Here is a 25,905-nt window from a genome sequence, read left to right on the forward strand (position 1 = left end):
ACGGGTGATCCGTCCCTGTGGGATGCACTTCGCCCGATCACGAAGGGTTGTAAGGAAAATGTGTGATCAAAGTCGCGGTCGGACGCGAGTCAATGCGCGTCGACACTCGAATGAAGGATTGTTAAAGTTCAGTCCGCTCATGTGATCGGCTTGTGAAAGCAATCGTTCATCTTCGAGCACCCTGCGGCGCACCGAGGCGACCACAGGGCATTGTGTCCTGTCTTGTGTGTGACTGAGGGGTTATGGCCAGGCTATCGTTGCGGGCTGTCCAAAAACTGACCTGCAAGAAGCGTGACGCCTGGTGGACCGTCTTCCTGGTCGACCCCACCGCGACCCGTCTCCTGCTGCTCTTCGCCCGCTTCCGCTTCATCACTCCGAACCGTGTCACCTGGGCCGCCCTCTTCATCGGCCTCGGCTCGGCCGGCTTCTTCCTCGAGGGCGACCACAAGTCCCTGCTCATCGGCGCCGCGCTGTACCACCTGAGCTTCATCCTCGACTGCATCGACGGCAAGCTGGCCCGCCTCAAGGGCAACGGCACCGTCTTCGGCGGCTGGCTCGACTACGTCTTCGACCGCATCCGCGTCCTGTTCTGCGCCCTCGCGCTGATGGGCGGTCAGTTCCTGCGCACGGACGACGAGCGCTACCTGCTCGCCGCCCTCTGCGTGGTCTTCCTCGACATGCTCCGCTACGTCGACGCGCTGCAGATCTACAAGATGCGCATGTCGATGCGGACGAAGATCGAGAAGGTCACCAAGGAGCGCGCCGACGCCGAGCGCGCCGAGCGGGAGGCCGAGGCGAAGGAGCGGGCCCAGGCCCAGGGGGAGCCCGAGGGTCCGCAGATCGTCTTCATGGAAGACCTGCTGCGCGACAACCCGGGCACGCCCGCGGAGGTGCTCCGCGAGGAGGCCGGCGGGTCCAACGTGGTCGACCTGCACGAGCAGTTCCGCGACCAGTTCCCGTGGTACACGCGCCTGCGCCGGGCGATGCTGCGCACCCGGATACGCCCGCACCTGATCAGCGGCATCGAGTTCCAGATGTTCATCTTCATCGTGGGCCCGATCATCGGTCAGATCCTGTGGACCACGGTGGTCTCGGCGGCGCTGCTGATGCTCTTCGAGCTCGTGATCATGTACAAGTTCTGGCTGTCCACGCGTGACTTCACCCGCGTGATGGAGGAGATGAACGCGACCTCGGACACCGCCGGCACGATCGCCCCGCACCTGTACAAGGGCCGCCACCGCGGGGCCGCGCCGGAGGCGCTGCTGGACGACGAGCGCTACCGGGCTCCGGAGCCCGAGGAGGATCCCTTCTTCCAGCCCTATCCGCAGCCGCAGTTCCACCAGCTCGACGAGCAGGACAGCTTCGACATCGTGCAGGCCGAGGGCATCCCCAGTCCGCGAGTCGTGACACCCGAGCCGCTGACCCTGCCGATCCGGATCCGGCGCTTCGACGACGCGCAGGAACGTGCGGAGCAGGAGGGGCACTGGCGATGACCGACCCGACCGGCTCCGACGCTTTCGAGGAGGCGTCCGGGTACGGCGAACCGTCCGGCCGCGACGAGCGCTCCGGACACGACGACCCCGCCGACTTCGACGACCCCACCGGCCTCGACGAGCAGTCCGCGTACGACGACTCCTCCGGCTTCGACGACCGGCTCGGGCCCGCGACCTCCGCCTCCTCTACCGCGCGGGTCGACACCGTCTCGTACCAGGACCCCTCCGCGTACACCGTCACCATCGTCGTCGCCGCCTACAACGCGAGCGCCACCCTCGACCGGGCCCTGCGCTCCACCCTGAACCAGACCCACCGGGGCGTCGAGGTGCTCGTCGTCGACGACGCCTCCACCGACGGCACCCTCGCGGTGGCACAGGGCTACGCGCAGAAGGACGCGCGCGTACGGATCGTCAGCCGGCACCAGAACAGCGGCGGTGTCGGCGCGCCCCGCAACAACGGCATCGAGGCGGCCACCGGCGAGTACCTGATGTTCCTCGACGCCGACGACGAGCTCCCGCACAAGGCGTGCGAGCTGCTGCTGGCCTCCGCGCTGGCCACCGGCGCCGAGATCACCGCGGGCCGGGCGCTGCGGGTCAACCTCGCCAAGGACGAGATCACGGTCTGGCAGCCGCAGCTCTACGGCACCGACCGCACGGTCACCGGCGGCCTCACCGCCGCGCCGGAGCTCTTCGAGGACCCGATCGCCGCGGCCAAGCTGTACCGCGTCGACTTCCTGCACGACAACGGCATCCGCTTCCCCGAGGGCGTCTTCTTCGAGGACACCTACTTCTCCACGGTCGCCAATCTCTGCGCGCACACCATCACCCTGCTCACCGCGCCCGTCTACCGGTGGATCTGGGAGCGGGAGACGGACACGCCCTCCATCACGAACCGGCGCGGCGAACTGCGCAGCATCCGCGACCGGGTGCTGGTGCACCAGTGGGCCGACGAGTTCCTCGCCCAGCACGGCGCGCGCGAGCTCGTCGCGCACAAGGCCGCCAAGTTCCTCTCGCACGACCTCAGGCTCTACACGCCCGAACTGCGCTCCGGTGACGACGCGTTCCGGGACGGCTTCGTCGCCGTCGTCGCCCCCTACCTGCGCTCGTTGCCGCCCGAGACGTACGACCTGTGCGGCCCGCTGGAGCGGGTGCGCGCCTTCGGTCTGATGCACGGCCGGACCGACGTGGCCGTGTCCGTCGCCGACTACACCCAGCGGCGCAGCGTCCTCAGCTCCGACCTGGTGGAGAAGGACGGCAAGGTCTACTGGTCCGGCTCGCTGCTCGGCCGTCCGCACGCCGAACGCTTCCTGGACGTCACCGACCTCGATCTCACGGGTACGTCGCTGTCGGACGCCCGCCTGTTCAACCAGGCGACCCGCGTGGAGATCAAGGGCGGCGAACTCCACGTCACCGGCTACATACGCAACCAGTTCGGCCGGGTCGGCCCCAAGGACAAGGTCGAGCTCACCGCGGTCCTGCGCCGCCGCAGTCCCAAGACCGACCACACCTTCAAGGTCACCGGTGTCGAGGTCGACGAAGAGCACATCCGCTTCCACACCACCGTCGACCTGGACGACACCCTCGGCAAGGCCGGCCGCGCCGCCATCTGGAACCTCTTCGTCCAGATCCGGCACGCCGGACAGCGCGCGACCACCACGGTGTGCGTGCGCGGCCTGGACCTGGAGCGCGAGCGCTACACCGGTGGCGGGACGACGTACGAGATCTACGAGACCGTCAGCGGCAACCTCGCGCTGCGCCAGGAGACCAGCGAGCAGCGCCAGAAGGCCGACCCGCGCGGTGAGCCGTGGCTGTGGTGGAAGGACCGGCAGCTGCCGGACACGTTCGCCCCGCAGGAGACGTACGGTGCCGCCGTCGTCGTGCACTGCCACAACGACGAGTACAACCTGTACGAATTCCTCCGCTCGCTCGCCGTGCAGCGCGACTTCGAGCAGACGCAGGTGATCCTCGTCGACGACGGCTCGACCGACTCCACCGCCGGACAGCTGGAGAAGTTCGCCGCCCACTACCCGAACACGCGGGTCGTCCCGCAGGTCTCCATGGGCATGCGGGCGGCCTTCGACCACGGGCTGCGCCACGTGAACGCGCCCTACGTCATGTTCGCGCGCGCCCGGGACATCCTCGGCCGGGACAGCGTCAGCCATCTGCTGGCCGCTGCCCAGAAGGCCGACGCCGACGTCGTCGTGGGCAACCCCGACAACTTCCCCGGGCCGCGCAAGGGCGCCGACGAGCCGTGGAAGCGGTACTTCGGCAAGAAACCGACCGCTGTGCAGCGGCTGCACAAAGCCCCGTACCTGATCTTCTCCACCGGACTCGGCGCGAAGCTGCTCAGGACCGAGCTGGTGCGCGAGCAGCGACTGCGCGCCGGCGGCGGCCCCGGCTTCGAGGACGCCTGGCTCGTCGTCCCCGCTCTGCTGCACGCCGAGCGCGTCACCACCGCGCCCCGCGCCACCAGCTACGAGCGCGACCAGGAGCAGAGCGACTCCCTGTTCGACCTGCCCTGGAACGACCCGGTCAAGGCGCAGGAGCTGATCCGCCTCGCCCGGCACCTCCTGCGGCGCACCGCCCCGCTGGACGAGCGCACCCGTCGCCTCGCCCAGCGCTTCGTGGTCCGCACCCTCCAGCCGTACCTGCGCAACCTGCACCGCATCATGAGCCGGGTCGAGCTGGCGGCGATCTTCCCGACGCTGCACGAGGTCTACACGGAGATACCCGACGACCTGATCCTGCAGTACGCCGTCGCTCCCGGCTCCCGGCTCCAGCACCACGCCGTGCGCACCGACAACCTCGACCTGTTCTGCGAGCCGCACGGCAAGCAGGCGTACCTGCCCCATCTGCACATCGACGACGAGGGACTGCACCGCAGGCTGACCGTCGACCGGGTGGAGACCGCACTGCTGCGCGTGGAGCGGCAGAAGTTCGTCCTGGAGACCTGCCACGTCGATCCGCAGCAGGTCACCTTCGAGGGCCTGATGGTCCTCACCGGCGCCGACATCGACCAGGTCTTCGACAACCGCATCGAACTCGTCCTGAGCGACGGCCGCACCGAGCGGGCGCTGCGGGTCGAGCAGGTCTACCGGCGCGACCGCTGGCGCACCCGCAAGGAACAGGACTGGTACTCCGGCTGGCGTGCCGTCGCCCGCCCCGAGGACTTCGCGGCTCTCAACAACCGCGACCTCACGCTTACGCTGCGCGTCCACGACGGCGAACGGCACCTCGACACCCCCGTCGACGCCCGCCAGATGCTGCACCGCTTCAAGGGTGTGCACCGGGCCGGCCGGGCCCGCGTGATCCTCTCCATCGACAAGAACGAGAAGGTCACCGTGCGCCGCGTCGCCGGGATCGTCAGCCGCTCCACGCACAAGGTGCGTCGCTTCTTCAAGGAGCTGCGGGCCGCCCTGCCCGGCCGCCCGGGCTGGCGCACCCGGCTGCTGTACTGGCTGTTCCACCTGTGGCTGCGCGGCAAGGACATCTGGATCATCGGCGAGCGCGAGGACACCGCGCAGGACAACTCGTACCACCTGTTCACCTGGATCAGGCAGAACGAGCGCAAGCGCAAGGTGTTCTACGCCATCAACGGCAACGCCGCCGACCGCAAGAAGATCGACCACCTCGGCAACGTCATCGACCGCCTGTCGTGGAAGTACCGCGTGTACCTGCTGCACGCGACCCGGCTCATCAACGCCTACGACCTGGAGGCCTACCTGGGCTTCCCGGGCCTGTCCAAGCGCGCCTTCCTCACCGGCTACGGCGACCTGATGCGCTACAAGCGGGTCTTCCTCCAGCACGGCGTGGTCTACAACGACGTCGCCCCGTCCATCCACGCCCAGGTCACCAACGTCGACCTGGTGCTGACCACGGGCCGCAGCGAACGCGCCTACTACGCCGAGCACTGTGGCTACGGCTACGACCGGGTCGCGGCCACCGGACTGCCCCGCTTCGACGCCCTTGAACCCGTGCCGGGGCTTCGCCGCATCCTCGTCATGCCGACGTGGCGGCGGGACATCGTGGCGCCCTCGTACAACAAGGCGGCCAAGCCGGAGATCCCCTTCGCGGCCTCCGAGTACTACCGCTTCTTCTCGGCGCTGCTGCGGGACGAGCGGCTGCTGAAGGCGCTCCAGTACCACAACGTGCAACTGGAGTTCATGCCGCACTACGAGATCCGGCCCTACCTCAAGCACTTCCGCATCGACCACCCGTCGATCACGGTCTCCACCACCGGACGCGACGTGCAGCTGGCGATGCGCGAGTGCTCGATGCTCGTCACCGACTACTCCTCGGTGTTCTTCGACGTCGCCTACATGGGCAAGCCGATCGTCTACACCAACTTCGACGACGAGGCGTTCTACAGCAAGCACTACAAGCGCGGCTACTTCGACCTGGCGCGGGACGGCTTCGGCCCCACCTGCGGCACGGTCGACCGGGCGGTGGACGAGATCATCGCCTCCATCGAGCGGGGTTTCCAGGTGGAGCCGCGGTACCGGCAGCGCGCGGAGGAGTTCTTCGTGCTGCGCGACACCCACAACTGTGAGCGGGCCTTCGACGTGATCGACACCATGGACGTGTCCGTCGTCGGCGACCCGGGTCCGCCTCCCGCGCCCCTCGTCATGGGGCGGCCGGGCGAGCAGCAAGGAAGGGGCTGACGCCGTGCAGCACACGAGAGTCTTCCTGGCCGGCGACTCCAGCGTGACCAGCCGGCCGCACAGCATGGCCCCCATGGTCGGCTGGGGCCAGGTGCTCCAGTTCTTCGTCCAGGGCGCCGAGGTGGTCAACGCCGCCCGCGCGGGCTCCAGTTCGCGCAGCTTCCTGGAGCGCGGCCGGCTCGCCTGGATCCTGGAGAACATCACCCCCGGCGACCTGCTGCTGGTCTCCTTCGGCCTCATCGACATGAAGCCGGGCGACGGCCGCTTCACCGAGCCGTTCGGCGACTTCCAGCACTTCCTGCGCCAGTACGTGCACGGCGCCCGCGAACGTGGCGCCCACCCGGTCCTGGTGACCAGCCACGAGCGGCGCGTCTTCGACGACTACGGCAACATGCGCCGGCCCCTCGGTCTGTACCCGGCGGCGATGCGCGAGGTCGCGGCGGGCCTGTCCGTGCCGCTGATCGACCTCAACGAGTGGAGCGTCGCCTGGTGGCGCCAGGCGGGAGCGCAGGGCACCAAGGAGCTCTTCCTCTACCTGGAGCCAGGCGAGCACCCCAACTACCCCGACGGCATCGCCGACAACACGCACCTGCGCGGCCACGGCGCCCTGGAGTGCGCCCGGTTCGTGGCGAGCGAGATGCAGGGCAAGGGACTGCTCACCCCGCCGTACTTCCGCAACCTCGACGCGCACATCCCGGAGACCGCCATCGAGTTCCTCGACGACCACGTCTTCGAGCAGCTCACCAAGGAACGCGTGGGCGGACGAGGCGCCCTCGCGGGGAGCGGGGCCCCGCGATGAGCGACTGGTACCCGATCGCCCGCGCCTGGGTGACCCACCCGCAGGCCCCGCAGATCGGCGGCACGCTGGACCTGTACGCCGACACCGACCCCACCCACCCCGTGACGCCCGGCCAGGAGATCACCTTCACCCTGGCCGTCACACCCACCGGCGGGGCCTACCGCACCTACGGCTACCTGCTCGACGACTTCCTCGGTGACATCGCCACGATGGTCCGCCACCAGGGCATGAGCCACCTCACCAACGGCCGGTACGCGACCTACGCGAGCGACGCGGCACCCCGCACCGTCACCTGCGCCGTCAAGGTCAACGACGACGCCCAGGACGGCGCGGTGCTGCTGCCGCGCGTCATCATCGGTCTGATGCCGGCGCAGGGCGAGAAGCTGATCCCCTCGACGGCGATCTCCGACGCGGGCTACCGGGTACGGCGCCACTGGTTGCCCGGCCAGAGCCTCACCCTGCCGCCCGGCGGTCACGCCGTCCTGCCCCCGGGGCACATCCACGCCCCCGGCCTGCGCTTCATGGGCGTCGGCATCGCCCGGCACGGCGTCCTCACCTGCACGCCCGACGGCAGCGTCACCTACCAGGCGGACCCCGCCCACCTCGGCTACGACCGCTTCGAGCTCGCCTTCGAGGACGAGCGCGGGAACCGGATCTGGTCCGAGGTGACGGTCCACATCGGCGACTTCGGGGCCTCGCCGGGAGCGCTCGCGTCGTATGGGTAAGCCCTGGGCGGCGTTTCTGGCCGCCGTGCTCTGCCTCGCCCTGACGGGCTGCACCTCGTCGTCGGACTCCTCCGGCGGGGCGACGAGTTCGGGCCCGGTGACGCCGAAGCCCACGCCCGCGCTGCCCGCCGGGGTGACGTACCAGGAGCTCACCCGGAGCGTCGGCTCCGGTGACCCCGTGCGGCTGAACGTACTGCGGGTCGCGCCCGACGCGCGGGTGCGGGTCGCCGGTGCGCACGGCACGACCATGACCAAGGCGAACACCGTCCGCTCCCTGGCGAAGGCGGCGGGGGCGATCGCCGCGGTCAACGGCACCTACTACGACATCCGCACCGGCCGCGACACCTCCGGCTACGAGGGCGACCCGATCGGGCTGTACGCCGAGGGCGGTCGGGTGCTGAGCGAGGCGCTCGCCGGCCGGCCCGCACTCCTCCTCGGACACGCGGACAACGGCAGGCTCATCGCCCGCGTCGCCGAGGCCTCCACCATCGGGCGGCTGCGGGCCGCCGACGGGGCACGCCTCGTGCTCGACGGCGTCAACCGGGTCGCGGGCCGCATCCTCGGCTGCGGGGGAGTGGGCGGCGACCGGCTCGCCACCACCGGCAAACTCCAGGGCAAGCCGTCCACCGGGCTGTGCGTCGACCCCGACGAGGTCGTCTCCTACAGCAAGGAGTGGGGCGCGAACACCCCGCCGGGGCCGCCCGGCAGCACCGAGGCCCTGCTCGCCGCCGACGGGACGGTCCGCTCGACACGCTCCCCGGCGGGCGGCCCGCTGCCGAAGGGCGGCAGCTCCCTGTACGGCATCGGCACCGGCGCGACCTGGCTGCGCGTCCACGCCGTGCCGGGCACGCGCATGGCGGTGTCCCTGCGGATGACCGACCCGAAGGGGCGGGACCTCAGCAGTCCGCTGGAGACGGCCCTCGGCGGCAGCGCGCGGCTGCTGCGCGACGGCGCCGTCGACCCGGACGTGCAACAGATCGGCAGCGACCGCGAGCCCAGGACCGTCGCCGGGATCACGACGGACGGCACGCTGCTCCTCGTCACCGTCGACGGCCGCGACAAGGGCGTGAGTGTCGGCGCGACCCCCACCGAGGCGGCCCGACTCGTGAAGGCCCTCGGCGCGGTCGACGCGGTCAACCTCGACGGCGGCGGCTCCACCACGTTCGTGCTGGACGGGCAACTGCGCAACAGTCCGCGCGCCACCGACGAGGAACCCGTGATCGAACGGCCGGTGGCGGACGCGATAGCGGTTCTCCCGGAACTCAGGAAAGAGTGATGCCCCCGGCCGACGCCGAGAACAGCGCCCCGCCCGTGCTCATCGAGATGAACACCTCGTAATCCCCGGGGGCCGCATTCGGCAAGGCCACCCCCTTGTATCCGGACGTGGCGAAGTAAGCGAAGTCGTACGTTCCGAAGTCACCACGCCGGACATGCGGACGCACTGCCGCCGGTTTGCGCGACATGCCCAGCCGGAAGGAATACGTGGACTGGCCCCGCAGCACCAGGTAGTAACTCGCGTGCCCGTGCGCGGCCGCCTCGATCCCGTGGACGAAGAACACGCCCTCGACGTGCAGCGTGCGGTCCTTCAGCCAGTTCTTCTCCAGTGAGAAGGCCGTCTCCTGGGAGAAGTGCCCGATGACGGGACGCCGGATCAGCCGTACCCGCTGGTCGTCCCCGATGAGTGAGATCTCGAGACCGCCGAACGGCCGCCGCAGATCGAAGGGCCGGCGCGCCACGAGTTTCGTCCGCCGGTCTATTCCCTCGGCGGGGCTGCTCACCCGCACGGAAAGCTCGTAGACACCCCCGGACATCCCCGCCATCGATATCCCGGTCTTCTCCTGCGGTTCGAACCCGCCGTCGGCGTAGTCACGGGCGAACCGGTCGAAGTACAGGCTGTAGGTGTGCTTCGCCTCCGCCGTGGCGAGCGGGAACTCCCAGTGGCGTCCGCCGCCTTCGGCGATCAGCGTCTTGACCGACGGGAATTCCCCGTGCGGCGACTCGCCCGGGATGAAGGCGTGGCCGCTGAGAATCAGGTTGTTGCCGCGGATGTCCTGCTTGTTGAGCACGGCCGTCAGCGCCTCGGTGCCGCGCAGCTCAGCCAGATAGTGCTGCCGCCGCACCGGGTCGACCTGGCCGTCCCCGTTCTCCACGAAGCCGAGCCGGGGCTGCGCACCGTCCGACAGGGCGGCCAGGACGCCCAGGACGAGGGGGAGGTTGTAGCCCGAGACCTCGCCGTGCTGGCGCACCAGTTCCGAACGGGTCCGGATCAGGTTGAAGTTCTCGCACGCCCAGAACAACTGGAGATGCGGATTGATCTCGGTCAGGTACTGCTCGTCGGCCTCCGACGTGAACAGGTAGATGTTGTGGCCCTGTCCGCCGTACTGCTTCAGCAGTTCCGGAATGGCGCCGTCGAGCAGGTCGACGTGGTACTGCGGCATGTCCGCGCCCAGCATGTAGCGGCCGGTTTCCGCGCGGTCGCGCACATAACTGCCGACCAGGAACTGCGGGACCACGGTGACGATGTTCCGGAATCCGTACTTCAGCCCGAAGTACAGGGCCGCGCTGCCGCCCTTGGACACCCCGAGCAGACTGACCTGCTCGCGCGTGAGCCCTAGTTGGCCCATGGTGTTCTCGATGAGCGCGTGCACGGACGCCTCGATGTCGAAGTTCATCGAGCGGCACATGTAGTAGCTGTAATGCCCGTCGAAATCGTCGCGGATCCACAGCACATTGGCGCGAAGATCGTTCAGCGACTTTCCGGCGAAGTGATATCCGTTCGGGGCGGCGAACCCCGAGAAGACGACGATCAGATGACGTACATCGCCTTCGGCGGCCCGGAACCGGTACTCCACCGGAACGGCCCCCCTGGTGTCCGTTCCGGTGGCCACGCTCCGCTTGTCGACGGCCGCGAGGTTCGGCGCGAGTGCAGGGAGTTCCGTATTCATGAATCGTCGAGCCCGCTTCTGTGTGATGTCCGCCCCCAACTTCCCCAAGGTGCAAGGAAGCCTCGAAAGTGTATACGGCAGTTGTTCGAGAGGCGACAGTGAGAAAAGCCATGCGGTGCACGACGACAGAGGGCCTCCGCCGGTCGGCGGAGGCCCTCTTCGGGTGTGTACGACGGTTACGCGGGCACCGACGCCACGCCCGGCGCCAGGAACTTCTTGCCGTTCACGCGCTCGGAGACACCCTCGCGGTCCAGGTACGGCGTGATGCCGCCCAGGTGGAAGGGCCAGCCGGCACCGGTGATCAGGCAGAGGTCGATGTCCTGGGCCTCGGCGACGACACCCTCGTCGAGCATGAGCCCGATCTCCTGGGCGACGGCGTCCAGGACACGGTCACGGACCTGCTCCTCGGTCAGGACGACATCGCCCTGCTTCAGGAGCGCGGCGACCTCGGGGTCCAGCTCGGGCTTGCCGCTGTCGTAGACGTAGAAGCCGCGCTTGCCCGCCTTGACGACGGCCGCGAGGTTCGGGGAGACCTTGAAGCGGTCCGGGAAGGCGCCGTTGAGGGTCTCGGAGACGTGCAGACCGATCGCGGGACCGACCAGCTCCAGCAGCACCAGCGGCGACATCGGCAGACCGAGCGGCTCGACCGCCTTCTCGGCGACCTCGACCGGGGTGCCCTCGTCGATGACGTTCTGGATCTCGCCCATGAAGCGGGTGAGGATGCGGTTCACGACGAACGCCGGGGCGTCCTTCGTCAGCACCGCCGTCTTCTTCAGCTTCTTGGCGACGGCGAACGCCGTGGCCAGGGAGGCGTCGTCCGTCTTCTCACCGCGCACGATCTCCAGCAGCGGAAGGACGGCGACCGGGTTGAAGAAGTGGAAGCCCACGACCCGCTCGGGGTGCTGGAGCTTCGACGCCATCTCCGAGACGGACAGCGAGGAGGTGTTGGTGGCGAAGATCGCGTGCGCCGGGGCGACCGCCTCGACCTCCGCGAACACCTGCTGCTTGACGCCGATCTCCTCGAACACGGCCTCGATGACGAAGTCCGCGTCGGAGAAGCCCTCCGCCTTGTCCAGGACACCCGTCACCAGCGCCTTGAGGCGGTTGGCCTTGTCCTGGTTGATGCGGCCCTTGCCGAGCAGCTTCTCGATCTCGGCGTGGACGTAGCCCACACCCTTGTCGACGCGCTCCTGGTCGATGTCGGTCAGCACGACCGGCACCTCCAGACGGCGCAGGAACAGCAGCGCGAGCTGCGAGGCCATCAGACCCGCGCCCACGACGCCCACCTTGGTGACCGGGCGGGCCAGGTTCTTGTCCGGGGCGCCCGCGGGACGCTTGCCGCGCTTCTGCACCAGGTTGAACGCGTAGATGCCGGCGCGCAGTTCGCCACCCATGATCAGGTCGGCGAGGGCCTTGTCCTCGGCGTCGTAGCCCTGCTGGAGGTCGCCGTTCTTGGCGGCGGCGATGATGTCCAGGGCACGGTAGGCGGCCGGAGCGGCCCCGTGCACCTTGGAGTCCGCGATGAAGCGGCCCTTGGCGACGGCCTGGTCCCAGGCCTCACCGCGGTCGATCACCGGACGGTCGATGACGATCTCGCCCTTGAGGACGGACGCCGTCCACAGCAGGGACTGCTCCAGGAAGTCCGCGCCCTCGAACAGCGCGTCGGCGATGCCCAGTTCGTAGACCTGCGCGCCCTTGAGCTGCTTGTTCTGGTTGAGCGAGTTCTCGATGATGACCGAGACGGCCTTCTCGGCGCCGATCAGGTTCGGCAGCAGGGTGCAGCCGCCCCAGCCGGGGACCAGACCGAGGAAGACCTCGGGGAGCGAGAAGGCGGGCAGGGCCGCGGACACCGTGCGGTAGGTGCAGTGCAGGCCGACCTCGACGCCACCGCCCATGGCGGCACCGTTGTAGTACGCGAAGGTCGGGACCGCGATACCGGCGAGGCGCTTGAAGACCTCGTGGCCGCCCTTGCCGATGGCGAGCGCGTGGTCGTACTCCTTGAGGATCTCCACGCCCTTGAGGTCGGCGCCGACCGCGAAGATGAACGGCTTGCCGGTGATGCCGACACCGACGATCTCGCCGGCCGCGGCCTCCTTCTCGACCTGGTCGATGGCGGTGTTGAGGTTCGCCAGCGACGCCGGGCCGAAGGTGGTCGGCTTGGTGTGGTCGAAGCCGTTGTCCAGGGTGATGAGCGCGAAGCGCCCGGCACCGAACGGCAGGTCGAGGTGGCGGACGTGCGCGGACGTCACGACCTCGTCGGGGAACAGCTCGGCAGCGCCCTTCAGGAGTTCGGTGGTGCTCACTTGTTGCCTCCGTCGAAGTGCGGGTTCTCCCAGATGACCGTCGCGCCCATGCCGAAGCCGACGCACATGGTGGTCAGGCCGTAGCGGACGTTCGGCTGCTCCTCGAACTGGCGGGCCAGCTGCGTCATCAGACGGACGCCGGAGGAGGCGAGCGGGTGACCGAAGGCGATGGCGCCGCCGTACTGGTTGACGCGCTCGTCGTCGTCGGCGATGCCGTAGTGGTCGAGGAAGGCCAGGACCTGGACGGCGAAGGCCTCGTTGATCTCGAACAGGCCGATGTCGGAGATCGACAGACCCGCCTGCGCGAGGGCCTTCTCGGTGGCCGGGATGGGGCCGTAGCCCATGACCTCCGGCTCGACACCCGCGAAGGAGTAGGAGACGAGGCGCATCTTGACCGGGAGGTCGTTCTCCCGCGCGAAGTCCTCGGAGGCGATCAGCGAGGCGGTGGCGCCGTCGTTCAGACCGGCCGCGTTGCCGGCGGTGACCCGGCCGTGGACACGGAACGGGGTCTTCAGACCGGAGAGGTTCTCCAGCGTGGTGCCCGGGCGCATCGGCTCGTCGGCGGTGACCAGACCCCAGCCCGTCTCACCGGCCTCCGGGTTGGTCCGGCGTACCGAGATCGGCACCAGGTCGGCCTGGATCTTGCCGTTGGCGTACGCCTTGGCGGCCTTCTCCTGCGAGCGCACCGCGTACTCGTCGGCGCGCAGCTTGGTGATCTGCGGGTAGCGGTCGTGCAGGTTCTCCGCGGTCATGCCCATGAACAGGGCCGACTCGTCGACCAGCTTCTCGCTGACGAACCGCGGGTTCGGGTCGACGCCCTCGCCCATCGGGTGACGGCCCATGTGCTCGACACCACCGGCGACGGCGATGTCGTACGCGCCGAAGGCGACGGAACCGGCGACCGTGGTGACCGCGGTCAGGGCGCCGGCGCACATGCGGTCGATGGAGTAGCCCGGGACGGACTGGGGGAGACCGGCCAGGATCCCGGCCGTGCGGCCGATGGTCAGGCCCTGGTCACCGATCTGCGTGGTCGCGGCGATGGCGACCTCGTCGATCTTCGCGGGGTCGAGACCGGGGTTGCGGCGCAGCAGCTCCCGGATCGCCTTCACGACGAGGTCGTCGGCACGGGTCTCGTGGTAGATGCCCTTCGGGCCCGCCTTGCCGAACGGGGTGCGGACGCCGTCGACGAAGACGACGTCCCTGACGGTACGAGGCACGATGGCTCTCCTCCAGGGTGCGGGATCTGCACTGCTGCTGCGATGCGCTGAGCGCGCGCTCAGGACCCATGCTACTTATGGGTAACGTAGCTGCACAGTCCTGCCCCGTACAGCGGCGAAGGTCACACCGATGGCGGAGCCGTCGACCCCCGCGGAGTCAGGACCGGGGTGGGCACCGGATGCGATCCGGGACCCTTCCTCATGATCACCCCGAACAGCGTCCGCGCGGCCTCCGCCCCGAAGCCGTGCACGTCATGGCTCATGGCGGACAGCGGCGGATGGGTGATGCGGCACAGCTGGGAGTCGTCCCAGGCCAGCAGCGAGACGTCGTCCGGGACCTTCAGGCCCATCTCGGCGGCCACCGCGAGACCGGCCACCGCCATGATGTCGTTGTCGTACACGATCGCCGTGGGCCGGTCCTGCGGCGCGGTCGCGAGCAGCGACCGGGTGGCCCGGGCGCCGGCCTCCCCGGAGTAGTCCGTGGCGACCTGCCAGGCTCCCGCCAGCCCCGCCGCGCGAGCAGCCTCGTCGAACGCCGCCGTACGCATCACCGTGTGCCCGAGCCCCGCCGCGCCGCCCACTCGGGCGATCCGCCGGTGCCCGAGCGCCGCCAGATAGCGCACGGCCTCCCGCACGGCCGTGGCGTCGTCCGTCCACACCGAGGTCAGACCGCCGGTCAGCGACGGATGCCCGACGGCGACCACCGGCATCCCCAGCCGCTCGACCGCCGCCACCCGTGGGTCGTCCGCGCGGAAGTCGACCAGGATCGAGCCGCCGACCTGCCGCCCCCGCCACCACGACTCCTGGAGCCCGACCTCCTCCTCCACGCTCCGCACCAGCCGCAGCAGCAGGGAACAGGAGTGCTCGGTCAGCACGCTCTCCACGCCGGAGACGAACTCCATGTAGAACGGCTCCAGCCCCAGCATCCGGGCCGGCCGGCAGATCGCGAGCCCCACCACGTCCACCCGCGAGCTCGACAGCGACCGGGCCGTGAGGTTCGGCGTCCAGCCCAGCTCCCGCGCCGCCGCGAAGATCCGCTCCCGGGTCGCCTGCGACAGCCCCGGCTTGTGGTTGAAGGCGAGCGACACGGCACCCTTGGACACACCGGCGCGCGCGGCGACGTCCTTGATGGTGACGCGGGGTGCGGTCATTCGGTGGGCTCCACGCAGTACAGGGCGGCCCGGGCGGCGGCCGCGTCCGCAGTCTTCCAGCCCCTGACCCCGATGGTCACCCGCTCCCCGGGCAGCAGCGTGACGAGTCCCCGGTCGGCGCGTACGTCCGGGCCCAGCCGGTCGGCCTGGAGCAGCAGGTCCCGTACGAGGGTCCGCGCCGTCACCGTGACCGCGCCCGGCGCCACCGTCACCTCGAACTCCGGGCGGGGGTAGGGGATGTCGCGGTCCGGTGCCGGAAAGTGCAGGGCCCGCAGGCCCGCCGCGTCCGCGACGAGGAACTCCTTCGGTCCGGCCGGCACCAGCTCCCGCGGCACCCGCACCTCGGCCACCGTCCGCGGCCCCGCCGTGAAACCGGTGCTCGCCCGGCCGATCACACCACCGTCCACGGACATCCGGCGCAGGACCAGCGGACCCGACCACCCGGCGGCCGCCTGGTTCACGGCCGCCACCACCAGTTCCCCGCCCCACGACCGGAGGGTGAGCAGACGATCCGCGTACAGCCGCCGCAGCTCGTGGTACAGCGGCTTCTCCCGCCCGTCCCCGTCGATCGCGGCCCACGACGTCACCGGCCAGCAGTCGTTCAGCTGCCACACGATCGTGCCCGCGCACACCGGCCAGTGCGACCGCCAGTGCTCGATCCCGGCGGCGACCGCCCGGGCCTGGTTGACCTGTGTCAGGTAGTGCCAGCGGTCGAAGTCCCCCTCGGGGAAGGCGAAATGCCGCTCCAGACCCCGTCGAAGCTTGCCGTTGCCGTCCTCGGCCTTCTGGTGGTGCAGCATGCCGGGCGAGTCCGCCGCGAGCGCCTCGCCCGGCAGGGCGCGCCGCAGGGTGGCGTAGGCGGGCGGTGCCTGCCAGCCGAACTCGGCCACGAACCGCGGGACGCTGAGCCGGTAGTCGGCGTAGTCCTCCCGGTTCCACACCTCCCAGGAGTGGTGCGTGCCGTGCGCGGGATCGTTCGGGTGGTGGTCCCACGATCCCGACCAGGGACTGCCCGCCGTGTACGGCCGCGTCGGGTCCAACTCCGCGACCACCCGCGGCAGTACGCCCAGGTAGTACCCCTCGCCCCAGGAGTCACCGCCGAGCCGCTCCTCCCAGCCCCAGTCGCGGAAGCCCCACAGGTTCTCGTTGTTGCCGTTCCACAGCACCAGCGAGGGATGCGGCATCAGCCGTACGACGTTCTCCCGGGCCTCCGCCTCCACCTCGCCCCGCAGCGGCTGCTCCTCCGGGTAGGCGGCGCACGCGAAGGGGAAGTCCTGCCAGACCAGCAGGCCCAGTTCGTCGCAGGCGTCGTAGAAGTCCTCGCTCTCGTAGATCCCGCCGCCCCAGATCCGTACCAGGTCCACCCCGGCGTCGGCCGCCTGCCGCAGCCGCTGCCGGTAGCGCTCGCGGGTGATCCGGGACGGGAAGACGTCGTCCGGGATCCAGTTGACGCCCCGCGCGAAGAGCCGCTCCCCGTTGACGACGAGGGTGAAGCCGGTGCCGTGCGCGTCGGCCGAGGTGTCCAGTTCGACGGTCCGGAAGCCGATGCGGCGCCGCCAGGAGTCGAGCGGCCCGTCACCGTTGACGAGCGTCAACTCCACGTCGTACAGCGGCTGTTCGCCGTACCCGCGCGGCCACCAGACCGCCGCGTCCGGCACTTCGAGCCGTACCACCCCGTGCGTGCGGTCGATCTCCGCCCGTGCCCGTGCGCCGCCCACCCGGGCCTCGACGGCGAGTTCGGCCTCGACGCGGCTGCGCTCGACGTCGACGTGCAACTCGACGACGCCGGTGCCGTCCTCGACGGTGACGAGGGGGCGGACGCGGGCGATCCGGGCCGTCGACCAGTGTTCGAGGCGGACCGGGCGCCAGATCCCGGCCGTCACCAGCGTCGGCCCCCAGTCCCAGCCGAAGGAGCAGGCCATCTTGCGGACGTACTGGAACGGCTCGGCATAGGCGGCGGGCCGCTCGCCCAGCCGCTCGCGCACCGCGTCGGCCTCGGCGTAGGCGGAGGCGAACCGCACCGAGAGCCGCCCGGTCAGGCCCGTCACGTCGAAGCGGTAGGAGCGGTGCATGTTGCGCACCCGGCCCAGGAGCCGCCCCTCCAGCAGGATCTCGGCGGCCGTGTCGAGGCCCTCGAAGACGAGATCGGTCTGCTCGTACCCGGGTGGCGCGACCCGCAGCTCCGTCTCGTACGTCCACTCCCGCCGCCCCACCCAGGCGACATCTTCCTCGTTCCGGCCGAGGAAGGGGTCCGGGATCACCCCCGCCGCCAGCAGATCGGTGTGCACACAGCCCGGCACCACGGCCGGGAGCGCGTCCCGCCCGTGCCGCAGGATCCATCCCTCGGTGAGCGGTGTGGCCTCCAGCATGCGCACTCCCTAAACCGGTCAATGGGCAGTATTGAGCGCCATCACTGCATCGTTGGCGGGAATGGGACTTTACCGGTTGAGGAAAGCGCTGTCAGAGTGCCGAATCAGCCAACCCGTACGTCGTGTGACAACTCGCAAGTGCTCGTCCGTCCCATGAACGGAGCTGATGCACATGAACCGCCGTACAGTCCTCGCCATGGTCGCGGGAGCCGCGCTGCTGCTCCCGGGCTGCACCGGTACCGGAGGCACCTCGAAAGGGGCGGACGCGAAGGCGCCCGACGACCCGTCGAAGGTGAGCGGAAACATCACGGTCCTCACCGTGCGGACCGATCTCGTGCAGGACGGCACGATGAAAAAGTACGCCGCCGAGTTCAACAAGATCTATCCCAAGGTGAAGGTCGAGTTCCAGGCCCTCACCAACTACGAAGCCGAAATCAAGATCCGGATGAACACGGAGGACTACGGCGACGTCCTCCTGATCCCCGGCGTCATCAAGAAGAGCGACTACCCGAAGTTCTTCGCCTCCCTCGGCACCGCGGCCGAACGCGGCAAGAAGTACCGCTTCACCGACTTCACCACCGTCGACGGCAAGGTCTACGGGCAGAGCCCGGTCGGCGTGATGCCCGGCTTCATCTACAACAAGAAGATCTGGAAGGAGGCCGGGATCACCGAGTGGCCCACCAGCCCGGCCGAGTTCCTCGCCGGCCTCAAGGCGATCAAGTCGAAGACCGACGCGATCCCCTACTACACCAACTTCGCCGCCCAGTGGCCGCTGACCTCCTGGACCTTCGTCAACGGCTCCGTCCACTGCGACCCCCAGGCCACCACGAAGCTCGCTGAGGGCGACCCGTGGGCGAAGGGCTCCGACCTGCGCGTCGGCGACACCCTGCTCTACGACATCGTCAAGCAGGGCCTCGCCGAGAAGGACCCCACGACCAGCAACTGGGAGGAGTCCAAGCCCCGCACGGCGAAGGGCGAGATCGCCACGCAGTGGCTCGGCACCTGGGCGATCGTCCAGTTCCAGGACGCGGCGAAGAAGGCCGGCGTGAACCCCGACGACATCGGCTTCATGCCCTTCCCGGCCCAGACGGACGGAAAGTACTGCTCGACCATCGGCCCCGACTACAACCAGGCCGTCAACGTCCACTCCCCGCACAAGGAGGCGGCCCGCGCCTGGATCGACTGGTTCACCGACAAGTCCGGCTACGACAAGGACAACCTGGCCATCTCGCCGCTCAAGGACGCACCCATGCCGGAGGTGCTGAAGCCCTACGACGAGGCGGGCGTGAAGCTCATCGAGCTGGACGACTCGGCGGGCGCCAAGGTCAAGCTGATCGACGACCAGTCCGAGGTCGGCATCAACAAGCCCGAGTACCGCCAGGACCTCGTGGACCTCGCGCGCGGCGCCAAGAAGGGCAGCCTGGACGGCTTCCTCGCCGGCCTGGGCAAGAAGTGGACCGAGACGCAGAAGACCGTGGGCGACTGATGACGGACACCACCGAGAAGGCGGCCTTCGAGGCCGGGGCCCCGGCCCTGAGGGCCGCCGCCCCTGCCCCGGCCCCGCGCCGAGCACGCGTGTGGCGCCTCGTCACCCCCTGGCTGTTCCTGCTCGCCCCGCTGGCTCTGCTGATCACCTTCACCTACGCGCCGATCGCCAACATGCTCGCGTACAGCTTCACCGACTGGGACGGCGTGAGCCCCGAACTGCACTACACGGGCGGCGAGAACTACCGGGAGATCTTCACCCGCGAAGACCTCTTCCAGGTGTTCTTCGTCAGCGGCTACTACCTGGCCGCCTCCGCCGTCCAGATCGCCGCCGCGCTCTACTTCGCCACGGTCCTCAGCTTCAACGTCCGTTTCCGGAACTTCTTCAAGGGCGTGCTCTTCTTCCCGTCCCTGATCAACAGCGTGGCGATCGCCTTCGTCTTCCTCTACTTCTTCCAGGACGGCGGCACCTTAGACACGGTGCTCGGCCTCTTCGGCTACCACACGGACCACGCCTGGCTCGGCACCCCCGTCTCCGCGAACCTCTCCCTCGCGAGCGTCTCCGTCTGGCGCTACATGGGCATGAACTTCGTCCTGTTCCTCGGCGCGATCCAGTCCATCCCGGGGGAGGTCTACGAGGCGGCCGAGCTGGACGGGGCCAACCGCTGGCACCAGTTCCGCCACATCATCGCGCCCGGCATCAAACCGGTACTGACGCTGACGGTGATTCTGTCGGTCTCCGGCTCGCTGTCGGCCTTCGAGATCCCGTACATCATGACCGGCGGGGCGACCGGCACCGAGACCTTCGTGATCCAGACCGTGAAGCTGGCCTTCCAGTTCAACAAGACGGGCCTCGCGTCGGCGGCAGCCGTGGTCCTGCTGCTGATCATCCTGGTGGTGACCTGGGTGCAGCGACGTCTCGTCCCCGACGACAGGGTGGACCTCGTATGACCCGCCGAGCCGTTGCCCGCACGCTTGTGTACCTGTCGCTGATCATCGCCGCGCTGGTGGTGTTGCTGCCGCTCGGCGTCGTCTTCCTCACGTCGCTCAAGACCCCGGAGGAGACGGCGAGGGGCGGCGGGGCGCTCACACTCCCGCACGACCTGTTCAACCTGCACAACTACGTGACGGCGTTCCAGGACGGCCAGATGCTGGCGGCGTTCGGCAACACCGCCTTCATCCTCGTCGTCTCCGTCGGCGGCACGGTCGTCATCGGCTCGATGACGGCGTACGCCATCGACCGCTTCACCTTCCGCTTCCGGAAGCTGGTGCTCGCCCTGTTCCTGGTCGCCGCGCTCGTCCCGGGCGTGACCACCCAGGTGGCCACCTTCCAGATCGTCCACAGCTTCGGCCTGTTCGACACCCGCTGGGCCCCGATCGCCCTCTACATGGGCACGGACATCGTCTCGATCTACATCTTCCTGCAGTTCGTCCGCTCGATCCCGACCTCACTGGACGAGGCCGCTCGCCTCGACGGCGCCAACGCCTTCACCATCTACCGGAAGATCATCTTCCCGCTGCTGAAGCCGGCGATCGCGACGGTCGTGATCGTGAAGGGGATCGCCGTCTACAACGACTTCTACATCCCCTTCCTCTACATGCCTTCCCAGGACCTTGGCGTGATCTCGACGTCCCTCTTCCGCTTCAAGGGCCCCTACGCGGCGCACTGGGAGACGATCTCGGCGGGGGCGGTGCTGGTGATCCTCCCCACCTTGATCGTCTTCTTGTGTCTGCAGCGGTACGTGTACAACGGCTTCACACGAGGAGCGACCAGGTGAGGTCCTGAGGGGCGCGGGGCTGTGTCGACATGCGGCTCCGCCGCGGGGGCGCGATCAACCACGACGAACCCGCAGCCGCCGTACGACATGAAGCTCTACGGCGGCTAGGCCTCCTTCGCGGACAGTGCCTCCACCAGCACCGGAGTCACCAACTCCACCTGCCAGCCCCGAGCCCCGTACCCGGCCAACGCGGCCCCGACGGACTCCGCGTCGACAACCTTCGGTGGCTCCCAGCAGACCCGCCGCACCGTGTCCGGCGTGATCAGGTTCTCCTGCGGCATGTTCAACCGCTCCGCCAGCGCGGACACACCCGCCCGCGCAGCGGACAGCCGAGCCGCGGCCTCAGGATCCTTGTCGGCCCAGGCCCGCGGCGGCGGCGGCCCCGCCACCGGCTGTCCCGGCTGCGGCAACTGTCCGTCGCTCAACGCCTTCGCCCGGTCGACTGCCGCCTGCCACTGCTCCAGCTGCCGCCGCCCCATCCGGTGCCCGAACCCGTTCAACGCGGCCAGCGCGTGCACGTTGGCCGGAACGGCGAGCGCGGCCTCCACGATGGCCGCGTCGGACAGCACCTTGCCCGGCGACACGTCGCGCCGCTGCGCGATGCGGTCCCGCGTCTCCCACATCTCGCGCACCACGGCGAGCTGCCGGCGCCGGCGCACCTTGTGCATCCCGGACGTCCGGCGCCAGGGGTCCTTGCGCGGCTCGGCGGGCGGCGCCGCCGCGATCGCGTCGAACTCCTGGCGGGCCCACTCCAGCTTGCCCTGCCGGTCCAGCTCCTTCTCCAGCGCGTCCCGCAGGTCGACGAGGAGCTCGACGTCGAGCGCGGCGTAGCGCAGCCAGGGCTCGGGCAGCGGGCGGGTGGACCAGTCGACGGCGGAGTGCCCCTTCTCCAGGACGAAGCCGAGGACGCCCTCGACCATCGCGCCGAGGCCGACACGGGGGAACCCGGCGAGGCGGCCCGCCAGCTCGGTGTCGAACAGCCGGGTCGGCACCATGCCTATTTCGCGCAGGCAGGGCAGGTCCTGGGTGGCGGCGTGCAGGACCCACTCGGCGTCGGCGAGCGCCTCGCCGAGGCCCGACAGGTCGGGGCAGGCGACGGGGTCGATCAGTGCGCTGCCCGCGCCCTCGCGGCGCAGCTGCACGAGGTAGGCGCGCTGGCCGTAGCGGTAGCCGGAGGCGCGCTCGGCGTCGACGGCGACGGGGCCGGAGCCGGCGGTGAAGGCGGCGATCACCTCGGCGAGGGAGGCCTCGTCTGCGACCACGGGTGGAATGCCCTCGCGGGGCTCCAGCAAAGGAATCGGATCAGGATTCGGCGCCCCCGTAGCAGTAGATCCGCCGTCGTCCGGAGGGGCGCCTCCGGTGGTTCGCAGTGAACTGTCTGCTGCGGTGTCTTGGGCGTCGGTCACCTGTCAAGGGTATCCGTCCGGGACGTCCTCATGACCTGCGCTTTCAGCCGAGCTGTGAGTGACCTGCGCAAACAGGTGGCTGCCGGTGCCCGTGGGACCACCGATCGGCGTCGGCACTCGGATTTGTCCGGACTCACGCGTCAGCCGACCCCCGCGGCGCGGCAGAGGTACGGCCGGATGTTCGTGGTCGGCCGGCTCGCTGTGCTCTCGGCCGCCACGAGCGCCCGGCGTGAGCGCCGGGTGCCCCGGGCGCTGCTGCCGTGACGGGCCGTGACGGGGCACGTGCGGGCGTGGCTGAGCCGGACGACCCGTCTCCCGCGGTCGCCGAGGCGGTGTGGTTCGGCGGCACCGTGACGCGCCACTCCGCCCGCGCCGCCGCCGACTCACGGCGTCCCGCGCCCGTCGACGGAACGTTCCGTCGACGGGCGCGGGGGGAGCGTGAACCGCTCGGGAATCGAGCTGGCGGAAATCGGTGGAGACGGGGGAGCGGACGCGGAGAGGGACCGCGGCGCGGGCGGAGCCGAATGGACGGGGGAATGGATGTAGGAAGTGCCGGAAGGAAGGGGAAGCAGGGGGAAGAAGGGGCGGCAGGGGGGAAGAGGGGCGGCAGGGGTCGTCGGAGTTTCGGGTGTGCGCAGGTCGGCGCGCGCCGGTTCAGTGGATGATGCCGGTCCGCAGGGCGACCGCGACCATCCCGGCCCGGTCGCCCGTGCCGAGCTTGCGGGCGATGCGGGCGAGGTGGCTCTTGACGGTCAGGGCGGACAGGCCCATCGAAACGCCGATCGCCTTGTTGGACTGGCCTTCGGCGACCAGCCGCAGCACCTCCACCTCGCGGCCGGACAGCTCGCGGTAGCCGCCCGGGTGGCTCGGGGCACCCGGGGGGCGGCGGTGGAGGCGGGCGGCGGCCGCGCCGATGGGGGCGGCACCGGGTCGGGTGGGGAGCCCGAGGTTGGTGCGGGTGCCGGTGACGACGTAGCCCTTGACGCCGGCCGCGAGGGCGTTGCGCACGGCGCCGATGTCGTCGGCGGCCGAGAGGGCGAGCCCGTTGGGCCAGCCCGCGGCGCGGGTCTCCGAGAGGAGAGTGAGGCCGGAGCCGTCGGGCAGGTGGACGTCGGCGACGCAGATGTCGCGGGGGTTGCCGATGCGGGGACGAGCCTCCGCGACGGACGAGGCCTCGATGACGTCGCGCACACCGAGCGCCCACAGATGGCGGGTGACGGTGGAACGGACGCGCGGGTCGGCCACGACCACCATGGCGGTCGGCTTGTTCGGGCGGTAGGCGACCAGGCTTGCAGGCTGCTCGAGGAGAACGGACACCAGGCCTCCTGGGGTGCGGGACGGGGCCGGCTCTGAGGTTTGAAGCCGGGACGAACCGTGCTTTCAAGGTCACAGACGTCTTCGGCAGCAACCCCGTCCGCCTTTAGAGAATGATCACGATCTGGTGAGTAACAATCCGTGCAATTCGGACACGCGATCGATCATCCGAAGATCGAGTCGGTTCGGTCGGGTCCTGTTGGGGTTCGGAAAGTGGCCGTATCGACAAAGAGATGGTCAACCGAGCACCCGGAAGGCCCTCAATGGGGTGATGGTCGGATGGTCCGTCAGGAGATCGACGCACGATCGACGCACAAAGAAGCGCCCGGCGCGCGGAGGCGCTGGGCGCTACGGGGTGGTTCAGGCGGTCCCGGGCGGTTCGGACAGTCCCGGGTGGTTCGGACGGTCAGCGCGACTGCGGGCCCCGCCGCTGCGGCAGGGTCACCACCGAGGCGTCGCCGGGGCCGGCCGGTGGCAGACCCGCGACCTGGGCCAGCAGATCGCACCACGCGGAGAGATGGGCCGCCGTGTCCGGGACCCCGCCCGGCCCCTCCCGGGGCGTCCAGGACGCACGGATCTCGATCTGCGAGTTGGCCGGCCGCTCGGACAGCCCGCCGAAGTAGTGGGAGCTCGCGCGTGTGACGGTGCCGCTGGGCTCGCCGTACGCGAGCCCTCGCGCCTGGAGCGCGCCGGTCAGCCAGGACCAGCACACGTCGGGCAGCAACGGGTCGGCGGCCATCTCCGGCTCCAGCTCCGCGCGCACGAGGGTCACCAGACGGAACGTGCCCTGCCAGGCGTCGTGCCCGGCCGGGTCGTGCAGCAGCACCAGCCGGCCGTCGGCCAGGTCCTGGTCGTCGTCGACGACCGTGGCCTCCAGGGCGTGCGCGAACGGCGCGAGCCGCTGCGGGGCCGGGGTCGACTCGACCTCGATGTGCGACCGCAGGCGCGCCGCCCTCAGTGCCTCGACGGCTGCCCCGAACGGTGGCGGAGCCCCGTCGCCCGCATGCCGCTCCCCCTCCCCGGTGTCCTTCGCGTCGTCCATTCCGCCAGCGTCGTCCGACAGTCGTCCCTGAGCCGCAGCCATGCGGGGAAGAGTAAGGGGAACGGGGCCCGGGCGCAGGGAGGGACACCCCTTGCGGCCCGACCTGCCCGCAGCCGCGCCCGGTTTCCGGCCGTGCGAGACTTGCCGTCGTGAGCGTGAACGAGGGCCCGGCGGGCCGGCAGCCGACAGCGACGTACGACAGCCCCTTCCTGAAGGCGTGCAGGCGCGAGCCCGTGCCGCACACCCCCGTGTGGTTCATGCGGCAGGCCGGGCGCTCACTGCCGGAGTACCGCAAGGTGCGCGAGGGCGTCCCGATGCTCGAGTCCTGCACGCGGCCCGAGCTCGTCACCGAGATCACGCTCCAGCCGGTGCGCCGGCACAACGTGGACGCGGCGATCTACTACAGCGACATCGTCGTCCCGCTCAAGGCCATCGGCATCGACCTCGACATCAAGCCCGGCGTCGGTCCGGTCGTCGGGAGTCCGATCCGCACCCGCGCCGACCTGGCCCAGCTGCGTGATCTCACCCCCGAGGACGTCTCCTACGTCACCGAGGCCATCGGCCTGCTCACCCGTGAGCTCGGCGCCACCCCCCTCATCGGCTTCGCCGGGGCGCCCTTCACCCTCGCGAGCTACCTCGTCGAGGGCGGCCCGTCCCGCACGTACGAGAACGCCAAGGCGATGATGTACGGCGACCCCGAACTGTGGGCCGACCTGCTCGACCGCCTCGCGGAGATCACCGCCGCGTTCCTGAAGGTGCAGATCGAGGCGGGCGCCTCCGCCGTCCAGCTCTTCGACTCCTGGGCCGGCGCGCTGGCCCCGGCGGACTACCGGCGCTCGGTGCTGCCCGCCTCCGCGAAGGTCTTCCGGGCCGTCGAGTCCTACGGCGTCCCGCGCATCCACTTCGGCGTCGGCACCGGCGAGCTGCTGGGCCTCATGGGTGAGGCCGGCGCGGACGTCGTCGGCGTCGACTGGCGCGTCCCGCTCGACGAGGCCGCCCGCCGCGTCGGCCCCGGCAAGGCGCTCCAGGGCAACCTCGACCCGACCGTCCTGTTCGCCGGCACCGAGGCCGTCGAGGCCAAGACCCGCGAGGTCCTCGACTCCGCCGCCGGCCTGGAGGGCCACGTCTTCAACCTCGGCCACGGCGTCATGCCCTCCACCGACCCGGACGCGCTGACCCGCCTCGTCGAGTACGTCCACACCCGCACGGCCCGCTGA

At 69.9% G+C, this 25,905-nt stretch carries 17 protein-coding genes; 9 read left to right on the plus strand and 8 right to left on the minus strand.

The annotated features are described in order from the left end of the window. The first annotated feature begins 257 nt into the window (after window positions 1-257). The 5 genes from ACGFNV_RS18760 to ACGFNV_RS18780 are packed head-to-tail and all read left to right on the plus strand — an operon-like array spanning window position 258 to window position 8,954. Complete coding sequence (locus ACGFNV_RS18760; RefSeq protein ID WP_393623769.1) at window positions 258-1,493, plus strand: CDP-alcohol phosphatidyltransferase family protein; 1,236 nt, start codon at window positions 258-260, stop codon at window positions 1,491-1,493. Next, window positions 1,490-6,154 carry a glycosyltransferase gene (locus ACGFNV_RS18765; protein WP_393623770.1) on the plus strand — a complete coding sequence of 1,555 codons (4,665 nt, stop codon included), beginning with the start codon at window positions 1,490-1,492 and terminating at the stop codon, window positions 6,152-6,154. The genes ACGFNV_RS18760 and ACGFNV_RS18765 overlap by 4 nt, the downstream gene beginning before the upstream one ends. Before the next feature lie 4 nt (window positions 6,155-6,158). Then, window positions 6,159-6,953: a rhamnogalacturonan acetylesterase gene (locus ACGFNV_RS18770; protein WP_393623772.1), complete on the plus strand. Its 795-nt coding sequence runs from the start codon at window positions 6,159-6,161 to the stop codon at window positions 6,951-6,953. Next, entirely contained in the window at window positions 6,950-7,678 is a 729-nt protein-coding gene (locus tag ACGFNV_RS18775) for a hypothetical protein (RefSeq protein WP_393623774.1), read from the plus strand. The genes ACGFNV_RS18770 and ACGFNV_RS18775 overlap by 4 nt, the downstream gene beginning before the upstream one ends. Further along, the gene (locus tag ACGFNV_RS18780; RefSeq protein WP_393623775.1) at window positions 7,671-8,954 is read left to right on the plus strand and encodes a phosphodiester glycosidase family protein; all 1,284 of its coding nucleotides are present in this window, start codon (window positions 7,671-7,673) and stop codon (window positions 8,952-8,954) included. The genes ACGFNV_RS18775 and ACGFNV_RS18780 overlap by 8 nt, the downstream gene beginning before the upstream one ends. On the opposite strand, the gene ACGFNV_RS18785 is transcribed toward ACGFNV_RS18780, so the two are convergent. The 5 genes from ACGFNV_RS18785 to ACGFNV_RS18805 form a co-directional block, all read right to left on the minus strand. Beyond that, on the minus strand, window positions 8,941-10,623 hold the full coding sequence (locus tag ACGFNV_RS18785) for a hypothetical protein (RefSeq protein WP_393623777.1): 1,683 nt from the start codon (window positions 10,621-10,623) through the stop codon (window positions 8,941-8,943). The genes ACGFNV_RS18780 and ACGFNV_RS18785 overlap by 14 nt on opposite strands. 176 nt (window positions 10,624-10,799) lie before the next feature. After that, a complete protein-coding gene (locus ACGFNV_RS18790; RefSeq protein WP_393623778.1) occupies window positions 10,800-12,926 on the minus strand; it encodes a 3-hydroxyacyl-CoA dehydrogenase NAD-binding domain-containing protein in 2,127 nt (708 codons plus the stop codon). Continuing rightward, window positions 12,923-14,143 (minus strand): thiolase family protein, encoded by a 1,221-nt coding sequence (locus ACGFNV_RS18795; protein ID WP_393623779.1) that lies wholly within the window; start codon window positions 14,141-14,143, stop codon window positions 12,923-12,925. Before ACGFNV_RS18795 ends, ACGFNV_RS18790 begins: the two co-directional genes overlap by 4 nt. Window positions 14,144-14,265: 122 nt before the next feature. Then, on the minus strand, window positions 14,266-15,294 hold the full coding sequence (locus ACGFNV_RS18800; protein WP_393623780.1) for a LacI family DNA-binding transcriptional regulator: 1,029 nt from the start codon (window positions 15,292-15,294) through the stop codon (window positions 14,266-14,268). Continuing rightward, complete coding sequence (locus ACGFNV_RS18805; RefSeq protein WP_393623782.1) at window positions 15,291-17,663, minus strand: glycoside hydrolase family 2 protein; 2,373 nt, start codon at window positions 17,661-17,663, stop codon at window positions 15,291-15,293. The genes ACGFNV_RS18800 and ACGFNV_RS18805 overlap by 4 nt, the downstream gene beginning before the upstream one ends. Before the next feature lie 172 nt (window positions 17,664-17,835). Here ACGFNV_RS18805 and ACGFNV_RS18810 point away from each other — a divergent pair, with 172 nt between their 5' ends. From ACGFNV_RS18810 to ACGFNV_RS18820, 3 genes are read left to right on the plus strand one after another with little or no spacing between them, the layout of a single operon-like run. After that, window positions 17,836-19,149 carry an extracellular solute-binding protein gene (locus ACGFNV_RS18810; RefSeq protein ID WP_393623783.1) on the plus strand — a complete coding sequence of 438 codons (1,314 nt, stop codon included), beginning with the start codon at window positions 17,836-17,838 and terminating at the stop codon, window positions 19,147-19,149. Next, window positions 19,149-20,099, plus strand: a complete 951-nt coding sequence (locus tag ACGFNV_RS18815; protein WP_393623784.1) for a carbohydrate ABC transporter permease — start codon at window positions 19,149-19,151, stop codon at window positions 20,097-20,099. Before ACGFNV_RS18810 ends, ACGFNV_RS18815 begins: the two co-directional genes overlap by 1 nt. Beyond that, a complete protein-coding gene (locus ACGFNV_RS18820; protein WP_393623786.1) occupies window positions 20,096-20,926 on the plus strand; it encodes a carbohydrate ABC transporter permease in 831 nt (276 codons plus the stop codon). The genes ACGFNV_RS18815 and ACGFNV_RS18820 overlap by 4 nt, the downstream gene beginning before the upstream one ends. Window positions 20,927-21,030: 104 nt before the next feature. Here ACGFNV_RS18820 and ACGFNV_RS18825 read toward each other — a convergent pair whose 3' ends face one another. The 3 genes from ACGFNV_RS18825 to ACGFNV_RS18835 form a co-directional block, all read right to left on the minus strand. Next, window positions 21,031-22,332 (minus strand): ribonuclease D, encoded by a 1,302-nt coding sequence (locus ACGFNV_RS18825; protein WP_393623787.1) that lies wholly within the window; start codon window positions 22,330-22,332, stop codon window positions 21,031-21,033. 654 nt (window positions 22,333-22,986) lie between these two features. Then, complete coding sequence (locus tag ACGFNV_RS18830; protein ID WP_133932587.1) at window positions 22,987-23,649, minus strand: response regulator transcription factor; 663 nt, start codon at window positions 23,647-23,649, stop codon at window positions 22,987-22,989. A gap of 403 nt (window positions 23,650-24,052) precedes the next feature. Continuing rightward, entirely contained in the window at window positions 24,053-24,730 is a 678-nt protein-coding gene (locus tag ACGFNV_RS18835) for a DUF3000 domain-containing protein (RefSeq protein ID WP_393623788.1), read from the minus strand. 107 nt (window positions 24,731-24,837) lie between these two features. Here ACGFNV_RS18835 and hemE point away from each other — a divergent pair, with 107 nt between their 5' ends. Next, window positions 24,838-25,905 carry a uroporphyrinogen decarboxylase gene (gene hemE / locus ACGFNV_RS18840; protein ID WP_393623789.1) on the plus strand — a complete coding sequence of 356 codons (1,068 nt, stop codon included), beginning with the start codon at window positions 24,838-24,840 and terminating at the stop codon, window positions 25,903-25,905.

The organism is Streptomyces sp. NPDC048751 (assembly GCF_043198595.1).
In the GTDB taxonomy this organism is placed as follows: Bacteria; Actinomycetota; Actinomycetes; order Streptomycetales; family Streptomycetaceae; genus Streptomyces.